Source organism: Lysobacter avium (assembly GCF_015209745.1).
Taxonomy (GTDB): domain Bacteria; phylum Pseudomonadota; class Gammaproteobacteria; order Xanthomonadales; family Xanthomonadaceae; genus Novilysobacter; species Novilysobacter avium.
Window position 1 is genome coordinate 2,176,136 of record NZ_CP063657.1, and the last position, 15,475, is coordinate 2,191,610.

Genomic DNA, 15,475 nt, shown 5'->3' on the forward strand with positions numbered 1-15,475 from the left:
TGCATTCACCTTCAAGACCTGATGGGGAAATCGGTCATGAAAAACACGCGCGGGTTCACATTGATCGAACTCATGATCGTCATCGCGATCATTGCAATCCTCGCTGCCATCGCTCTACCCGCATATCAGGATTACACCATCCGCGCCCGGGTCTCCGAGCTAGCCGTCTCAGCCAGCGGACTCAAGGTAACGGTCGCCGAAAACATCATCAACAACGGCGGCGCATTGCCCACCGACGCCTGCGCGCCGGTCTCGACCGCTGTTCCGACCGGCAACCGCAACACCGCCAGCATCGCCTGCACGCCCGCCACCGGCGCTATCGCAGTCACCGGCACGACGCTCACACGCGGCACCATTCTCACCTACACCCCCACTACAGTCACCAGCGGCGCCATTGGTACCTCGTGGCGTTGCGTTGGCAGCGGCAGCCAGCCGAAGTTTTATCCGGCAGAGTGCCGCTAGGCCCCCAAGCAAACACGAAACATATCGAACACCGCTCCGACAAGCTGTGCCGTGACACCAACGGATACTCGTTTCCCCATGAATCGCTATCTCTATGCGTCACTGGTTGGCGCGGCCGTCCTCGCTTTCCAGTTGGTGACGGCAATCAGTTCTCGACTGCAAGCCCTGGCAAATGAATCTACGGAATTCATTGCCCGTGCCGTCACCGATGGCTTGCCGCTCACGCTGGCCCGGGTGCTGGGCGGATACCTGCTGGTTAGCCTGCTCGCACATATAGCGCCATTGCTATTGGCCAGCAGGGTGCATCACGATCTTTTGACCCGCGGGCCGAGTTGGGTCCGTAACGCACTGGCTCGGCGTGGCAGCCACACGATGGCATTGACCGCGACCTTGATGCTGATGGTGATTGCCAACCACAACATTTTTCCCGTCTCGCGCGGCATCCCCAATAGCGACCTGCTCTTGATACAACCTGCCAGTCCAGCGCTGATCTATGGGCTGTCAATTGGCTGCGGCGCATTGCTAATGTATTGGGTAGTGCGTATCGCCACTGTCCCCACACGCACTGTTCTACTCGCCGTCATCGCATTGCTGATCGCCGGGCGGGCACCACTGCCGCCGTATTCCTCATCTAATACGCCACCACGCGCGCAACCCGACATCATCGTGATTGGCGTCGATTCGCTACGTCCAGACCATTTGAAGGCATTCGGCTACGACGGCGAGACGCTGACGCCGACCATCGACGGGTTCCTACGCAACGCAATCAATTTCGAGCAAGCCTATACGCCAATGGCGCGGACCTTCGTCGCCTATATGAGCATCCTCAGCGGACGCTATCCAACTCGGCACGGCGCACGCGAGAACCTGTATCCCTCCGATAAGATCGATAAACAAGCTTCAGTCGCCCACCGATTGAAAGATGCCGGCTACACCACCATGTTTGCGATGGACGAATCGCGCTTTGCCAATTTCGATCAGGGCTATGGATTCGATACGTTGGTGACGCCCCCGCCGGGGGTGTTCGATTTTTTGGTGGGTGACTTCCTCGACACCATCGGCACCAATCTGGCGCAGCTATTGCCCTATGCAGACGTATGGATGCCGCACGTAGCCGGCAATCGAGCCGCCGCTACGATCTATCGACCAGCAGCACACGACAACAGACTCGCCCGTGCCGTTGCGGCTGCAGACAGCCAGAAGCCGTTGTTCCTTGTCTCTCATTATTGCATCGCACACGTTCCTTATGTCCAGGCGACCAATGTAGATGGCAACGCCCGCACACCTTATGAAGGTGCGCTGCAGGTTGCCGACGGCCAAGTCGCTAAAATCATGCTCCAACTAAAAGCTGCTGGCCGCCTGCGTAACGCTGTGGTGGTGATTCTGTCCGATCACGGCGAAGCATTGGGCCTGCAGCCCGACCAATGGCTGGAGGAGCCTGCTCAGAACAACATTGGCAACCAAGCCTCTATCGGACCATATTTCGGCCACGGGTCGCCCGCTATGGACGAGTCACAGATGCACGTCTTGCTCGCGATGCAACGCTATCGTGATGGCGAGCCGGTATGGCCATCGGCCACATCACAGCATCCGGCGAGCCTGATAGATGTCATGCCAACGGTACTGTCGAAAATTGGAACTAGTTTCTCAGACATCGACTTTGATGGCAGAGAATTGATTAATGCAAAAGGGAACTCTCTGCCATATTCGGAGCGTCCTATTTTCTTCGAATCCGGAATATCCGGCGCGTCGCTGCAGAAGAAAAACATTGACCCGGATGAAGTAGCCACAGAGCTCAGCCGACTATTCGAACTGACGCCTGACCACCACCTTCAATTGCGACAGTCGGATGTACGCGAACAACTGCGGCTCAAACAACGCGCTGTGTTTTTCAAGCGCTACGGCGTGAGTAGCTGGCCATCGGGGATGTTCAATGGTCCAAATGATTGCTGGATGAAGCTCGACCGCACCACGCTGGCTGCACAATGCCTACCTCTGCTAACCACGGATCCTGTGGTCACTGCATACAAGACATTACTGTGCCGGCACTTCGCGACTGACCATGAGTTCGAGGCGCACTGGTGCGCCTCGGCGGGCAACGGGGTGACGGCAATCGAAGCGGCCACACTCGGCAACGCGGCGCAATGAGCCGGCCAAGCGTGGCGCCGCCAGCAACCCCGGCAAGCAATCTCCTACCGGACAACATATCCGCGCGTTATCTACTTACCGTTAGTATATTGGCGTGCATCGTCTCAACGCTTTTGTTCCTGTACTACACATACCCGCAATACCTTCATTCGGATTCGGCCAGTTACATTCTTTTGGCCGAAGACATCCTTCGCTCCGGCACGTGGCTTCCGCAATCGTGGCATTACGTCAGCGGCAGCATATCCATCGTCGATGTCGGACAAATCGCACTGCCATTCGTGAAATGGCTCGGCATCACGCCACTAGCCCTAGCCTGCGCCGCTACCGTTGGTGCAAGCATTCTGGTGGCGGCCATGTATTACCTTGGCCGCACGCTCGGACTGGACAAGGCGGCTTCAGCCTGCGCGGCACTTCTGGTGATCAGCGGTCCATCGATGCTGTACTTGGACCTCGTGCTCGGCTATATGATGTCCGCGGTCCTTGCGCAAAATGTCCTGTTTCTCGCAATGGTGTGCAAGGTCGTCGACGGCAAGTTTTCGCGTCGGTATATCATCGTCGCCGCCATGCTGCTGGCGCTGCTCTTCGCCTCCAATCCGAAAAAGGCGTTCGCATTCACACTGCTTCCAAGTGCCTGTGCGGCGATAGCCTGCTGGCTTTCCGCCCGCATTGCCGGCGAGCAGGTCGTCAAAGAAATGGTGCGACGGCGCGATTGGCTTTTACGAGCTATCGTTGCCGCCGTTGTCGTTGGCACCGCTTTCCATGTCATCGCCGCCGACTTCCTCAGCATAAATACCTCCTACGCCCGGCACCAGCTAATCTCGAATTCGGCTCAGTTCATTATCAATGCGAGAACCTTGTGGCGACTAGCACTGGAATTCCTCGGCATCACCAATCTCGCTACCAACCCGAATGGTATCGTTCACAGCCTCGGCACGATCTATCGTGTTGCCCTTATCGTCACCGTCGCTGCAGCTTTCGTCTTTGTTTCCGCCCGTGCGTTCAGGCTACGGCAGCGGTCACGGATGTTTTTGGTCAGTTATGTTTTCTTCGGCACCGGCCTGATCACCGGCGCATTGCTCGTAGGCGAACCGATCAAGGAGCACTACGGAATCTATTATCTGGTCTTCACCCTCATTCCCGTAGCAATCATTCTGATTTTGGCAATGGGCGAACTTCCAAAGAAGTACAAATCCATTGCCGTCACCACAATAATTTCGCCTGTCCTCCTGCTTTCCACAGGCAGTCTCGTGCTCTCATCGCTGACCAGCGCCCAGCCAATTTATAGCGGCCCTGGAATCAACCAAAAAACCACCAACGCTGACAAGGAAAACCTCATCCGTTGGCTTGGGGAAAACGGCATCCATCACGGTTATGCACCATTTTGGGATGCTAATGCCATCACCGTGCTCTCAAAAGGGCGTGTCCGTGTCATCGCCGCCCGTCTACTTTACGGCGACGGAATCTCACCAATCAGGTGGCTGGTCAGCGATGAGAAGATCACCGGTGTGCAGGCCGAAACACCGGTCTTTATGGCATTGCACAACAACACCTTTAGCGATACCGCCATTGCGCAATGTTTCGGTACCCGTCCGTCATATCTGGTGCGGCCTTACCGGGTTGTCATCTTTCATGACGGCGTTACTGACTGCCTTTCCGCACCACCAGCCGTCGCCCTCCCCGGATAAAGGCAAGCCACCCGGAAGGCGAGTCAGGGAACATTTCCGCTTGAATCGGCAACCCTGAAGCAAACGGCACCCGACTCACTCGACCTCGCCTTCCTGGCAACACAAAGAACCCCAGCACCCGCCGGGTTTTTTTTGTGAGCGCAAGACCGCCGCGCTGCCACCTGCAACCCCACCAAAAACCCCGGCCACGTCAGCCAGCGGCGGGAACTTGCGCGGCGGCCGGCCACCCCGACGGGGCAATGCCCTGCGCTTATTGCGCCAGATTTCGCTGATGCGACCAAAGGACTGGAACCTCATGGCTTGGCAGTTGCGACAGTCCCGCCATGGGACTACGATGTGTGCATGCGAATTATCGCCCTCTCCACGCTCAAGGCGTTCTGGCAAGACACGCCTGTCTACAAAGACGCAGAGGAGCCCACGCTGGCGTGGTACAGGCATGTATTGGCCGCCGACTGGGCACAGCCCGCGGCCGTGAAGGCTGACTTCGGCAACGCCAGCATCCTCCAGGACGGCCGCGTCGTGTTCAACATCGCGGGCAACAAATACCGACTGGTTGTCTGGATCAACTACGACTATCGCGTTGTCTACGTGCGCTTCATCGGCACACACACGCAGTACGACAAGGTCGACGTTCAAACCATATGACCCACACGAGGGCATCATGAACATCAAACCCATCAAAACCGAAACCGACTATCGCGACGCCCTCAAGGCGGTCGAGGGCGTCATGAACGCCAAGCCCGGCACGCCAGCAGGCGACACGCTGGACGTGCTGGTTACCTTGGTCGAAGCGTATGAAGCCAGGCACTACGCCCTGGACCCTCCCGACCCCGTCGAGGCCATCAAATTCCGCATGGAACAAGCCGGCCTGTCCGTGAAGGACCTGGAGCCGGCCATCGGCAAGTCCAATCGCGTTTATGAAGTTCTCAACGGCAAGCGCTCGTTGACACTCCCCATGATCTGGCGGCTGCACAGCATGTTCGGGATTCCCGCCGAAAGCCTGATCAAGCCGCCTGAGAAGCACCGCGCGGCTTGACCTCCGGGGCAAAATGCGACCTCAGGCATGCGCTGCAGATGGCCACACCTTGAGGGAGGGTGCGCCGCCCCGCTAAAGGCAATTGCAGTAAAGTTGTCCGCACGGAACCACAGGGGATCACCATGAATGCCGTAGCTACTGCCAACCTTGTTGGCATCACCGGTATTGCCCGCCGCCTGGTGCAGGATGGCGCGCTGTCCGAGTCTGCTGCACGTGAGGCCATGGCCGCCGCCACCGAGCAACGCAAGCCGCTCGCCGCGTACATCATCGAGAAGCGACTCGTCGCTCCCGCGCATCTTGCCGCGGCCAACTCTGTCGAGTTCGGTGTACCGATTTTCGATGCCGCCGCGATGGACCCGGAGCAGTCGGCGATCAAGCTGGTCAAGGAAGAGCTGCTTCGCAAGCACACGGTGCTGCCGCTGTTCAAGCGCGGCAACCGCCTGTTCGTCGGTATTTCCGAACCCACCAACACGCACGCGTTGTCGGAGATCAAGTTCCAGACCAACTTCACCGTCGAGGCGATCCTGGTCGACGAGGAAAGCATCAAGCGCCATCTGGACCGCTGGCAGGAGAACGCCGATGCACTCGGCGACGCCATGGGCGAGGACGACGAGGGGCTTGAGAACCTGGACATCGGCGGCGGGGAGGACGAACTCTCATCCGAGAGCGGGGTCGACGCCAAAACGGACGACACCCCTGTCGTCAAGTTCATCAACAAGGTGCTGGTGGATGCGATCCGTCGCGGCGCGTCTGACATCCACTTCGAGCCGTATGAAACCGAGTACCGGGTGCGCCTGCGCATCGATGGGCTCCTGAAGCAGTCGGCCAAGGTGCCGGTCAAATTGCAGCCGCGCATATCCGCACGCCTCAAGGTGATGGCGCAGCTGGATATCGCCGAGCGCCGTGTACCGCAGGACGGGCGCATCAAGCTCAACCTGAGCAAGACCAAGCAGATCGACTTTCGAGTCAGCACGCTGCCGACTCTATTCGGCGAGAAGATCGTGCTGCGTATCCTCGACGGCAGCGCGGCGAAGATGGGCATTGAGAAGCTCGGCTACGAGGACGACCAGCGCGACCTGTTCCTGGCCGCGGTCAAGCGTCCCTACGGGATGGTGCTGGTCACCGGCCCGACCGGCTCCGGCAAGACGGTGTCGCTGTACACGGCGCTGAACATTCTCAACGACGAGACGCGCAACATCTCCACCGTTGAGGATCCGGTCGAGATCCGCGTGCCGGGCATCAATCAGGTGCAGATGAACGTCAAGCGCGGCATGACCTTCGCCGCCGCGCTGCGCAGCTTCCTGCGCCAGGATCCGGACGTGATCATGGTCGGTGAGATCCGCGACCTGGAAACCGCCGAGATCGGCATCAAGGCCGCGCAGACCGGCCACATGGTGCTGTCCACCCTGCACACCAACGACGCGCCGCAGACCATCGCGCGCCTGATGAACATGGGCGTGGCGCCGTTCAACATCACCTCGTCGGTGTCGCTGGTGATCGCCCAGCGTCTGGCCCGCCGCCTGCACGACTGCAAGCGCCCGGTGGAACTGCCCGAGCACGCGCTGCTGGCCGAAGGCTTTACCGCCGAGGAGATCGCGTCTGAAGACTTCACGATCTACGAGGCGGTTGGGTGCGCCGACTGCACCGAAGGCTACAAGGGCCGTACCGGCATCTACCAGGTCATGCCGATGACCGACGAGATCCAGGGCATCGTGCTGGCGGGGGGCAACGCGATGCAGATTGCCGATGCCGCGCAGAAGTCCGGCGTGCGCGACCTGCGCCAGTCGGCCTTGATGAAGGTCCGCAATGGCGTCACAAGCCTGGCGGAGATCAATCGGGTGACCAAGGACTGATCGGACCGCAGTGTTGTCTGCTGGCGCACTGAAAGATTCCTTTCTATTGCCTGGCTGTAAAGAAAGGTATCGTTCCTTACGTTGACGGCAACGTAAGGAGCCTTTCCTATGCCACGCATCACGGGCAGCTACTCCACTACCCGGACGCACGATGAGTGCGTACGGGCATTCGTTCCTTTAGCGCTGCCGCCGTCAGATCCGGAATTGGACCTGACGTGCTACGAGCACCAGAACCGTCGCGCTGAGCTCGCCTTGGCGCGCTTGTCGGGCATGTCAGGACTGGTGGCGTCGACCGAGTGGCTGATTTACAGCGCAATCCGGAAGGAGGCGCTGCTGACCTCGCAGTTGGAAGGCACCCAAGCCACTCTGACCGACGTCTTCGACGAGGAGGCTGGGTTGACTGTGGCCAACGCCGAGGACGTCGAGGAGGTCACCAATTACCTTCAGGCATTTCGATTCGCACGCGAGCAACTGCACTCCCCCGACGGCCTGCCGATCTCTGTCCGATTGCTGACAGAGGCACACCGCATCCTTCTGGATGGTGCCCGCGGGGCGTCGAAGCAGCCCGGGGCCATCCGGACGACCCAGAACTGGATCGGCGGCACACGACCGGGCAATGCCGCGTTCGTTCCCCCGCCCGCAGAACAGGTGCGTGGACTACTGGGAGACCTGGAAAAGTTCATCCACACCGATGCGCCTACCCTCCCGCCTCTGGTGCGTATCGCATTGGTCCATGCGCAGTTTGAAACGATCCATCCGTTTCTTGACGGGAACGGCCGTATCGGACGCTTATTGATCGCAATTCTGCTGGAAGCGTGGCAACTGCTAGCCGCGCCGTTGATATACGTGTCCGGCTACCTCAAGGCGCATCAGAACGACTACTACCGTCGTTTGACCGCGATCAGGACCGACGGCGATTGGGAGTCTTGGGTGTCCTTCTTTCTGGTCGGCGTAGAGGCTTCGGCGGAGGAGGCGCAGCGAAGCATCGTTGCCATTGCCGCGCAGATCGCCACGGATCGGAAGCTCGTGCTGGGTACGGGAGCCAGCACGCTACAGGCTTTGCGGCTGTTCGAGATGCTGCCCACCATGCCAAAGCTCACCATTGACCTTGCGCAGCGGGCGTTGCAGGTGTCCCCACCCACGGCCCGGGGAGCCGTCAATGCTCTCGAGGCGGTCGGCGTGCTTCGAGAAATCTCCGGCCGGGCACGGGGACAGATCTTCGCGTATGAGGCATATCTGGACCTGCTTCGCGGCTGATCCAGCAGAATCGTGCCAGCGACGGCCACGCAACGCAGATCGCCGACGCCGCGCAAAGGTCAGGCGTATGTGACCGGCGTTGCTATCGCGACGCACTGGGTCAGGATATGCTGGCGCACGGCATGTCCCGTTTGAGCTTGCGGGCGCGTGCCGGTGATCCGTGGCCCGGGGATGGCGGCGGGTTGCCCGGGGATGGCGTACCGATGCCGGCGCGCCGCGCTGCAGTAATCAACAAGTGACACTGGGGAAACACGCTATGTCTGTCAGCCGCACTGCCGCCAAGAAACCCGTCGTGGCGCCACGCCGCGCCGAAGCGACGCCCGTTTTCGTGTGGGAAGGCACCGACAAGCGCGGTATCACCATGAAGGGCGAGCAGACCGCGAAAAACGCGAACTTCGTGCGCGCCGAACTGCGCCGGATGGGCATTACGCCCAAGGTCGTGAAGATCAAGCCCAAGCCGCTTTTCAGCGCCGGCAAGAAAGTGTCTCCGCAGGACATCGCGGTGTTCGCGCGCCAGGTCGCCACGATGATGAAGGCCGGCGTGCCCATCGTCGGCGCGCTGGAGATCATCGCCAGCGGCAACAAGAACCCCAGGATGCAGAAGCTGGTCAACTCGATCCGCTCGGAGGTCGAGAGCGGTTCGTCGCTGAGCGAGGCGCTTGGCAAGCATCCCGTCGAGTTCGACCTGCTGTTCCGCAACCTGGTGGCAGCCGGTGAGTCTGCGGGTGTGCTGGAGACGGTGCTCGATACGGTGGCGACCTACAAGGAAAACACCGAGGCGCTGAAGGGCAAGATCAAGAAGGCGATGTTCTACCCGGCGGCCGTGGTTGCCGTCGCATTGATCGTCAGCGCGATCCTGCTGGTGTTCGTGGTGCCGATGTTCGAGGACGTGTTTGCCAGCTTCGGCGCCGAGCTACCGGCGTTCACCATGCTGATCATCAAGCTGAGCCGGTTCATGGTGGCATGGTGGTGGCTGATCCTGATCGTCGCGGTGGCTACCGTGGTCGCCTTCATCATGACGAAGAACCGCTCGGTCGCGTTCCAGTTCTTCCTGGACCGGATGATCCTGAAGGTGCCGGTGGTCGGCCAGATCATCCACAACTCCGCCATTGCACGTTTCGCGCGTACGCTGGCCGTGACCTTCCGCGCCGGCGTGCCGTTGGTGGAAGGCTTGGATACCGTCGGCGGCGCCACCGGCAATATCGTCTACGAGAAGGCTGTGCACCGCATCCGCGACGACGTGGCCGTCGGCTACTCGGTCAACATGGCGATGAAGCAGGTCAACCTGTTCCCGCACATGGTGGTGCAGATGGTGGCCATCGGCGAGGAAGCCGGCGCACTGGACACGATGCTGTTGAAGGTCGCCGAGTTCTACGAGCAGGAAGTCGACAACGCGGTGGACGCATTGTCCAGCCTGCTGGAACCGATGATCATGGTGTTCCTGGGCGTGGTGGTGGGCGGCATGGTGATTGCCATGTACCTGCCGATCTTCAAGCTCGGCGCCGTGGTGGGTTGAGGCAAAATAGCGCATGGCATTCCTCGATCAGAACCCCGAAATCGGCTACCCGTTGGTCGCCGGTTTCGGCTTGCTGCTGGGCAGTTTCCTCAATGTGGTAATCCTGCGCATGCCGCGCCGGATGGAGTGGCAGTGGCAGCGCGACAGCCGCGAGATCCTCGGCGAGCCGGAGACCTACGATCCGCCGCCGCCGGGTATCGTGGTGGAACGCTCGCACTGCCCGCACTGCAAGCACCAGCTGTCCTGGTACGAGAACATTCCGCTGTTCAGCTGGCTGGCTTTGCGTGGGCGCTGCCGGAGCTGCAAGGCGCGCATCTCGGCCCAGTACCCGCTGGTGGAGTTGCTGACTGCGGTGCTGATGGTCGCCTGCGTCGCCCGCTTCGGCTTCGGTTGGCAAGGCTTCGGCGCGATGGTGTTCACCTGCTTCCTGATCGCGCTGTCCGGCATCGACCTGCGGACGCAACTGCTGCCCGACCAGCTGACCCTGCCATTGATGTGGCTGGGGTTGATTGCGGCGGTCGACAACCTCTACATAGCCGCCAAACCGGCGGTGATCGGCGCGGTTGTCGGCTACCTGAGCCTGTGGGTGGTGTGGTGGCTGTTCAAGCAGATCACCGGCAAGGAAGGCATGGGCCACGGCGACTTCAAGCTGCTGGCCGCGATTGGTGCCTGGACCGGCCTGGCAGGCATCCTGCCTACGGTGCTGCTGTCATCGCTGGTGGGCGCCATCATCGGCTCGATCTGGCTGGCGGCGAAAGGCCGCGACAAGGCCACGCCGATTCCGTTTGGGCCGTATCTGGCCGTGGCGGGCTGGATCATCTTCTTCTGGGGCGAGCAGTTGATCGGCGGCTATATGCGGATCTCCGGTTTGGCCTGACGGAAGTGCGCGCGAGCAGCGTGGCTCCTTGTCCGCTCGTGTCGCGATCCACGAAATCCCGCGCCATGACATCCTGTCCCGCATGAGCCACTACATCATCGGAGTTACCGGCGGCGTGGCTGCGGGCAAGAGCGAGGTCACGCGGCGCTTCGAATCGTTGGGCGTGGTCGTCGCCGACGCCGACGTCGCCGCGCGCGAGGCGGTTGCCCGCGGCTCGGACGGCCTGGCGGAACTCGTCGATGCCTTCGGCCCCGGCATCCTCACCGCCGACGGTGACCTGGACCGCGCGGCGATGCGCGAGCGGGTCTTCACCCACACCGATGAGCGCAAGCGGCTGGAAGCCATCGTCCATCCACGTATCCGGACCAAGGTGCGTGCCATGTGCGAGCAGGCAGCCGGTGCTTACGCCATTGCCGCCGTGCCGCTGCTCGCCGAAGGTGGCGGACGCAAGGCCTATCCATGGCTCGGGCGCATTCTGGTGGTGGATGTGCCAGTCGCGGTCCAACATGCCCGGCTGATGCAGCGCGACGGCGTGGATGCGGCGCTGGCCGACGCGATGATCGCCGCCCAGGCCACTCGCGTGCAGCGCTTGGCGATCGCCGACGACATCATCGTCAACGACGGTGGCTTGGAGACGCTGGATGGGCACATCGCGGCGCTGGATCGGTCCTATCGCACGCTGGCGATGGCGGTCGCGGGCTGAGAATCGCGGCCCGCGTCAGCCAGCCCAAAGCCCACGTATCGCCGCAATCCCCTGCGCACCGTGCGCGCGGGCGTCATCCATGTCGTCGATTCCCACTCCACCGATGGCGTAGATCGGCATAGAGACGTGTTCGCGCATGGCGGCGAAGGCCTCCCAGCCGATGCCGTCCCGGGCGGGGTGGCTCGCGGTCGGCTTCACGTTTCCCAGCACCACGAAGTTGCAGCCCAAGCGCTCTGCCGCGCGAAGTTCGTCCACTGTGTGGCACGACGCCGCGAGAGGCACATCGGCACCGACCGGTCGATCGAAGTAGACACAGAGCTGATCCGAGCGCAGGTGCACGCCGACGCCCAACCGCGCGGCGAGCTCAGGATCGCCGTTGACCAGGACTTCCGCTGAAGCGCTCCGGCACAGCTCTACGGCGGATGCGGCCAGACGAGCCGATCGCTGAGGATCCGCGGTCGGTGAACGCACCTGGACACGGCAGATGCCGGCGGCCAGCGTTCGCTCCAGCGCATCCAGCCACGCCTGCTCAGCCGCCTCGAGTTCCGCACCACTGAGCCCGGCAGTGAGCTGCCCCACATCCGGTGTCACCAGATACCGGTCAGGCTGCTGCAACGCCGCGACCACCGGCCGGTCGGCGGGCGGCATCCGGTAGAGGGCGAGCTTGCGCGGCGGCACCCACAGCAGGGCCTGCCCTTCCCGTCCGCGCGGGTTGCCCTGCCACCGGGTGACGTGGCGCACGTCCAGGGTCAGGCGCTTGTCCGGGTAGAGCTGCGGCACGGTGATGACCGCCTCGCCGACCTCGGCGTGGATCCCCAGCTCCTCATCCAGCTCGCGCGCCAGCGCGTGCTCGGTGCTCTCGCCGGGGTCGATCTTGCCGCCGGGAAATTCCCACAATCCGCCCAGATCGCTGGCGCCGGTGCGCTGGGCCAGCAGGATGCGGCCGCGCGCATCGCCTATCACTCCGGCAACCACGCGCACGAAGCGCGTTGGCGCTGTTTCGCTCATCGTCGATGCACCGCCGGGGCGTTCATCGGGGCGGATGCACCGGGCATCCGCCATCTACTGCCATCGGGGCTGGGGTCAGACCAGCTGACCATGGCAATGCTTGTATTTCTTGCCGCTGCCGCACGGGCAGAGCTCGTTGCGGCCGACGCGGGTGACTTCGGCATTGGCCGCGCCGCGGGCCAGCGCCTGCTGGGCTTCGGCCGCCTCTTCATCGGCGCTGTAACCGCCCGAGCTGGCGTGCTGGAACTGCATCTGCTTGGCCTTGGCCTCGGCCTGCGCGCGCTCCTGCGCCTCCAGCGCCGCGACCTCTTCCTCGCTGCGGATGCGCACGCGCGCCAGCAGGCTGATGACGTCGTGCTTGACCTTTTCCAGCATGTTGGAGAACAGCAGGTAGGCCTCCTGCTTGTACTCCTGCTTCGGCTGCTTCTGGGCGTAGCCACGCAGGTGGATGCCCTGCCGCAGGTAATCCATCTGGGCCAGGTGCTCCTTCCAACTCTGGTCGAGCACGTTGAGCATGAAGTGCTTTTCCAGCATGCGCATGGTTTCCGCGCCCAGCTGGCGTTCGCGCTCGGCAACCTGGCGGTTAACCTCTTCTACGACGAACTCGGTCACTGCCTCGTCGTCGACCTCCTCGCGGCCATTGACGAAGCCCTGCACGTCGATCTGCATGTTGAAGTCCGACGCCATCAGGGCCTCCAGACCGGGCAGGTCCCATTGCTCGTCGATCGAGTTGGGCGGCACGAAGCGGGCGATCGCGGCGTTGATGACGTCCTCGCGGATGCCCTCGATGTTGTCCTGGACGCTCTCGGCTTCCAGCAACTCGTTGCGCTGGCCGTAGATCACCTTGCGCTGGTCGTTGTTGACGTCGTCGAAGTCGAGCAGGTTCTTGCGGATGTCGAAGTTGTGGGCCTCGACCTTGCGCTGCGCGTTGGCGATCTGCTTGGACACCAGCGGGCTTTCGATGATGTCGTCTTCCTTCAGGCCCATCCGCGCCATCACCTTCTGCACCCAGTCGGCGGCGAAGATGCGCATCAAGTTGTCTTCCAGCGACAAATAGAAGCGCGAGGAACCCGGGTCGCCCTGGCGGCCGGCACGGCCACGCAGCTGGTTGTCGATGCGGCGGCTTTCGTGGCGCTCGGTGCCCACGATGTGCAGCCCGCCGGCGGCCTTGACCGCCTCGTGGCGCTCCTTCCATTCGGCCTTCAGGCGCGCGCGGGTGGCCTCGTCGACGGGCTCGCCGGTCTCGGCTTCCAGCATCGCGATCTCGTTGTCCACCGATCCGCCCAGCACGATGTCGGTACCGCGACCGGCCATGTTGGTGGCGATGGTGATCGCGCCGGGGCGGCCGGCCTGGGCGACGATGGTCGCCTCGCGCTCATGCTGCTTGGCGTTGAGCACTTCGTGGTGGATGCCCTCGGCGGTCAACTGCTGGCTGAGCATCTCGGAGACCTCGATGGAGGTCGTGCCGACCAGCACAGGCTGGCCCTTGGCGTGAGCCTCCTTGATCTCGGCGGCGACCGCGCGGTACTTGCCGGCGCGGTTGAGGAACACCGCATCCGGGCTGTCGATGCGCTTGACCGGGCGGTTGGTCGGGATCACCACCACTTCCAGGCCGTAGATGCTCTGGAACTCGAACGCCTCGGTGTCCGCCGTACCGGTCATGCCGGCCAGCTTGTTGTACATCCGGAACAGGTTCTGGAAGGTGATCGAGGCCAGCGTCTGGTTCTCGCGCTGGACCGGCACGCCCTCCTTCGCCTCCACCGCCTGGTGCAGGCCGTCCGACCAGCGCCGGCCGGCCAGCGTGCGGCCGGTGAACTCATCGACGATCACGATCTCGCCGTCGCGGATGATGTAGTCCACGTCCTTCTGGTAGATGGCGTGGGCGCGCATCGCGGCGTTGAGGTGGTGGACGACCGCCAGGTTGGCCGGCGAGTACAGGCCTTCGTCCTCGTCAGGACCGAGGATGCCGGCGTCGCGCAGCAGCTGCTCGGCGTGTTCCTGGCCTTCCTCGGACAGGTGGACCTGCTTGCCCTTCTCGTCGACCCAGTAGTCGCCCTCGCCTTCCTCGGTCTCCTGGCGTACCAGCGACGGCACGATGCGGTTGACCTTGATGTACAGCTCGGGCGAATCCTCGGCCGGGCCGGAGATGATCAGCGGCGTGCGCGCCTCGTCGATCAGGATCGAGTCGACCTCGTCGATGATCGCGAAGTTCAGGCCGCGCTGGTGGCGGTCCTCCTTCGACAGCGCCATGTTGTCGCGCAGGTAGTCGAAGCCGAATTCGTTGTTGGTGCCGTAGGTGATGTCGGCGGCGTAGGCCTCGGCCTTGTCGCCGTGGGGCATGTTGGGATACACCACGCCCACGCTCAGGCCCAGCCAGTTGTAGAGCTCGCCCATCCAGGCCGAGTCGCGCCGGGCCAGATAGTCGTTGACGGTCACCAGGTGCACGCCGTCACCGGTCAGCGCGTTGAGGTAGACCGGCAGCGTGCCGACCAGGGTCTTGCCCTCGCCGGTGCGCATCTCCGCGATCTTGCCCAGGTGCAGCACCATGCCGCCGATCAGCTGGACGTCATACGGACGCATGCCCAGCACGCGGCGCGATGCTTCGCGGCAGACCGCAAACGCCTCGGGCAGGAGGTCGTCGAGCTTGGCGCCATCTTTCAGCCGCTGCTTGAACTCCGGCGTCTTGGCCTGCAGCTCGGTGTCGCTGAGCTTCTCCATGTCCGGCTCGAGCGCGTTGATCTTGACGACCGTGCGCTGCAGCTGACGGAGGAAACGGTCGTTGCGGCTGCCAAAGACACGGGTAAGCATGTTGTTGAGCATGGATGGTTCCAGTCGGATTACATGACGGCGGAAACAAAAACAGGGCGCGGGGCACCCTGTCTTGGTAAACGCCTATTCTAGCGTGGGGGCGGGCGGGCGCCTATCAAGCC

General features: G+C 62.4%; 12 protein-coding genes. 10 read left to right on the forward strand and 2 right to left on the reverse strand.

Annotated elements, in window-relative coordinates; all coding sequences use genetic code 11:
• Positions 1-36: 36 nt before the first annotated feature.
• From INQ42_RS09840 to coaE, 10 genes are all read left to right on the forward strand, one after another.
• Positions 37-462 (forward strand): pilin, encoded by a 426-nt coding sequence (locus tag INQ42_RS09840; RefSeq protein ID WP_194034110.1) that lies wholly within the window; start codon positions 37-39, stop codon positions 460-462.
• A 78-nt stretch (positions 463-540) separates the two neighbouring features.
• A complete protein-coding gene (locus tag INQ42_RS09845) occupies positions 541-2,610 on the forward strand; it encodes a sulfatase-like hydrolase/transferase (protein WP_194034111.1) in 2,070 nt (689 codons plus the stop codon).
• A 113-nt stretch (positions 2,611-2,723) separates the two neighbouring features.
• On the forward strand, positions 2,724-4,295 hold the full coding sequence (locus tag INQ42_RS09850) for a hypothetical protein (protein WP_194034112.1): 1,572 nt from the start codon (positions 2,724-2,726) through the stop codon (positions 4,293-4,295).
• 342 nt (positions 4,296-4,637) lie between these two features.
• Positions 4,638-4,940 carry a type II toxin-antitoxin system HigB family toxin gene (locus INQ42_RS09855; RefSeq protein ID WP_194034113.1) on the forward strand — a complete coding sequence of 101 codons (303 nt, stop codon included), beginning with the start codon at positions 4,638-4,640 and terminating at the stop codon, positions 4,938-4,940.
• 16 nt (positions 4,941-4,956) lie between these two features.
• Positions 4,957-5,331 (forward strand): helix-turn-helix domain-containing protein, encoded by a 375-nt coding sequence (locus tag INQ42_RS09860; protein ID WP_194034114.1) that lies wholly within the window; start codon positions 4,957-4,959, stop codon positions 5,329-5,331.
• Between the two features lie 122 nt (positions 5,332-5,453).
• Positions 5,454-7,184: a type IV-A pilus assembly ATPase PilB gene (gene pilB, locus INQ42_RS09865; RefSeq protein ID WP_194034115.1), complete on the forward strand. Its 1,731-nt coding sequence runs from the start codon at positions 5,454-5,456 to the stop codon at positions 7,182-7,184.
• Positions 7,185-7,292: 108 nt separating this feature from the next.
• On the forward strand, positions 7,293-8,441 hold the full coding sequence (locus INQ42_RS09870; protein WP_194034116.1) for a Fic family protein: 1,149 nt from the start codon (positions 7,293-7,295) through the stop codon (positions 8,439-8,441).
• A 256-nt stretch (positions 8,442-8,697) separates the two neighbouring features.
• Positions 8,698-9,957, forward strand: a complete 1,260-nt coding sequence (locus tag INQ42_RS09875) for a type II secretion system F family protein (protein ID WP_194034117.1) — start codon at positions 8,698-8,700, stop codon at positions 9,955-9,957.
• Positions 9,958-9,970: 13 nt separating this feature from the next.
• Entirely contained in the window at positions 9,971-10,834 is an 864-nt protein-coding gene (locus tag INQ42_RS09880; RefSeq protein ID WP_193984256.1) for a prepilin peptidase, read from the forward strand.
• Positions 10,835-10,916: 82 nt separating this feature from the next.
• Positions 10,917-11,537: a dephospho-CoA kinase gene (gene coaE, locus INQ42_RS09885; protein WP_194035847.1), complete on the forward strand. Its 621-nt coding sequence runs from the start codon at positions 10,917-10,919 to the stop codon at positions 11,535-11,537.
• Positions 11,538-11,552: 15 nt separating this feature from the next.
• On the opposite strand, the gene INQ42_RS09890 is transcribed toward coaE, so the two are convergent.
• Positions 11,553-12,545: a Nudix family hydrolase gene (locus INQ42_RS09890; RefSeq protein ID WP_194034118.1), complete on the reverse strand. Its 993-nt coding sequence runs from the start codon at positions 12,543-12,545 to the stop codon at positions 11,553-11,555.
• 75 nt (positions 12,546-12,620) lie between these two features.
• Complete coding sequence (gene secA, locus INQ42_RS09895) at positions 12,621-15,365, reverse strand: preprotein translocase subunit SecA (RefSeq protein ID WP_194034119.1); 2,745 nt, start codon at positions 15,363-15,365, stop codon at positions 12,621-12,623.
• Between the last annotated feature and the right edge of the window lie 110 nt (positions 15,366-15,475).

What these genes read in the sequence shown, in the direction of transcription:
- INQ42_RS09840 (WP_194034110.1), top strand. Translation starts at nt 37, where the DNA reads ATGAAAAACACGCGCGGGTTCACATTGATCGAACTCATGATCGTCATC.
- INQ42_RS09845 (WP_194034111.1), top strand. Translation starts at nt 541, where the DNA reads ATGAATCGCTATCTCTATGCGTCACTGGTTGGCGCGGCCGTCCTCGCT.
- INQ42_RS09855 (WP_194034113.1), top strand. Translation starts at nt 4,638, where the DNA reads ATGCGAATTATCGCCCTCTCCACGCTCAAGGCGTTCTGGCAAGACACG.
- INQ42_RS09860 (WP_194034114.1), top strand. Translation starts at nt 4,957, where the DNA reads ATGAACATCAAACCCATCAAAACCGAAACCGACTATCGCGACGCCCTC.
- pilB (WP_194034115.1), top strand. Translation starts at nt 5,454, where the DNA reads ATGAATGCCGTAGCTACTGCCAACCTTGTTGGCATCACCGGTATTGCC.
- INQ42_RS09870 (WP_194034116.1), top strand. Translation starts at nt 7,293, where the DNA reads ATGCCACGCATCACGGGCAGCTACTCCACTACCCGGACGCACGATGAG.
- INQ42_RS09875 (WP_194034117.1), top strand. Translation starts at nt 8,698, where the DNA reads ATGTCTGTCAGCCGCACTGCCGCCAAGAAACCCGTCGTGGCGCCACGC.
- INQ42_RS09880 (WP_193984256.1), top strand. Translation starts at nt 9,971, where the DNA reads ATGGCATTCCTCGATCAGAACCCCGAAATCGGCTACCCGTTGGTCGCC.
- coaE (WP_194035847.1), top strand. Translation starts at nt 10,917, where the DNA reads ATGAGCCACTACATCATCGGAGTTACCGGCGGCGTGGCTGCGGGCAAG.
- INQ42_RS09890 (WP_194034118.1), bottom strand. Translation starts at nt 12,545, where the DNA reads ATGAGCGAAACAGCGCCAACGCGCTTCGTGCGCGTGGTTGCCGGAGTG.
- secA (WP_194034119.1), bottom strand. Translation starts at nt 15,365, where the DNA reads ATGCTCAACAACATGCTTACCCGTGTCTTTGGCAGCCGCAACGACCGT.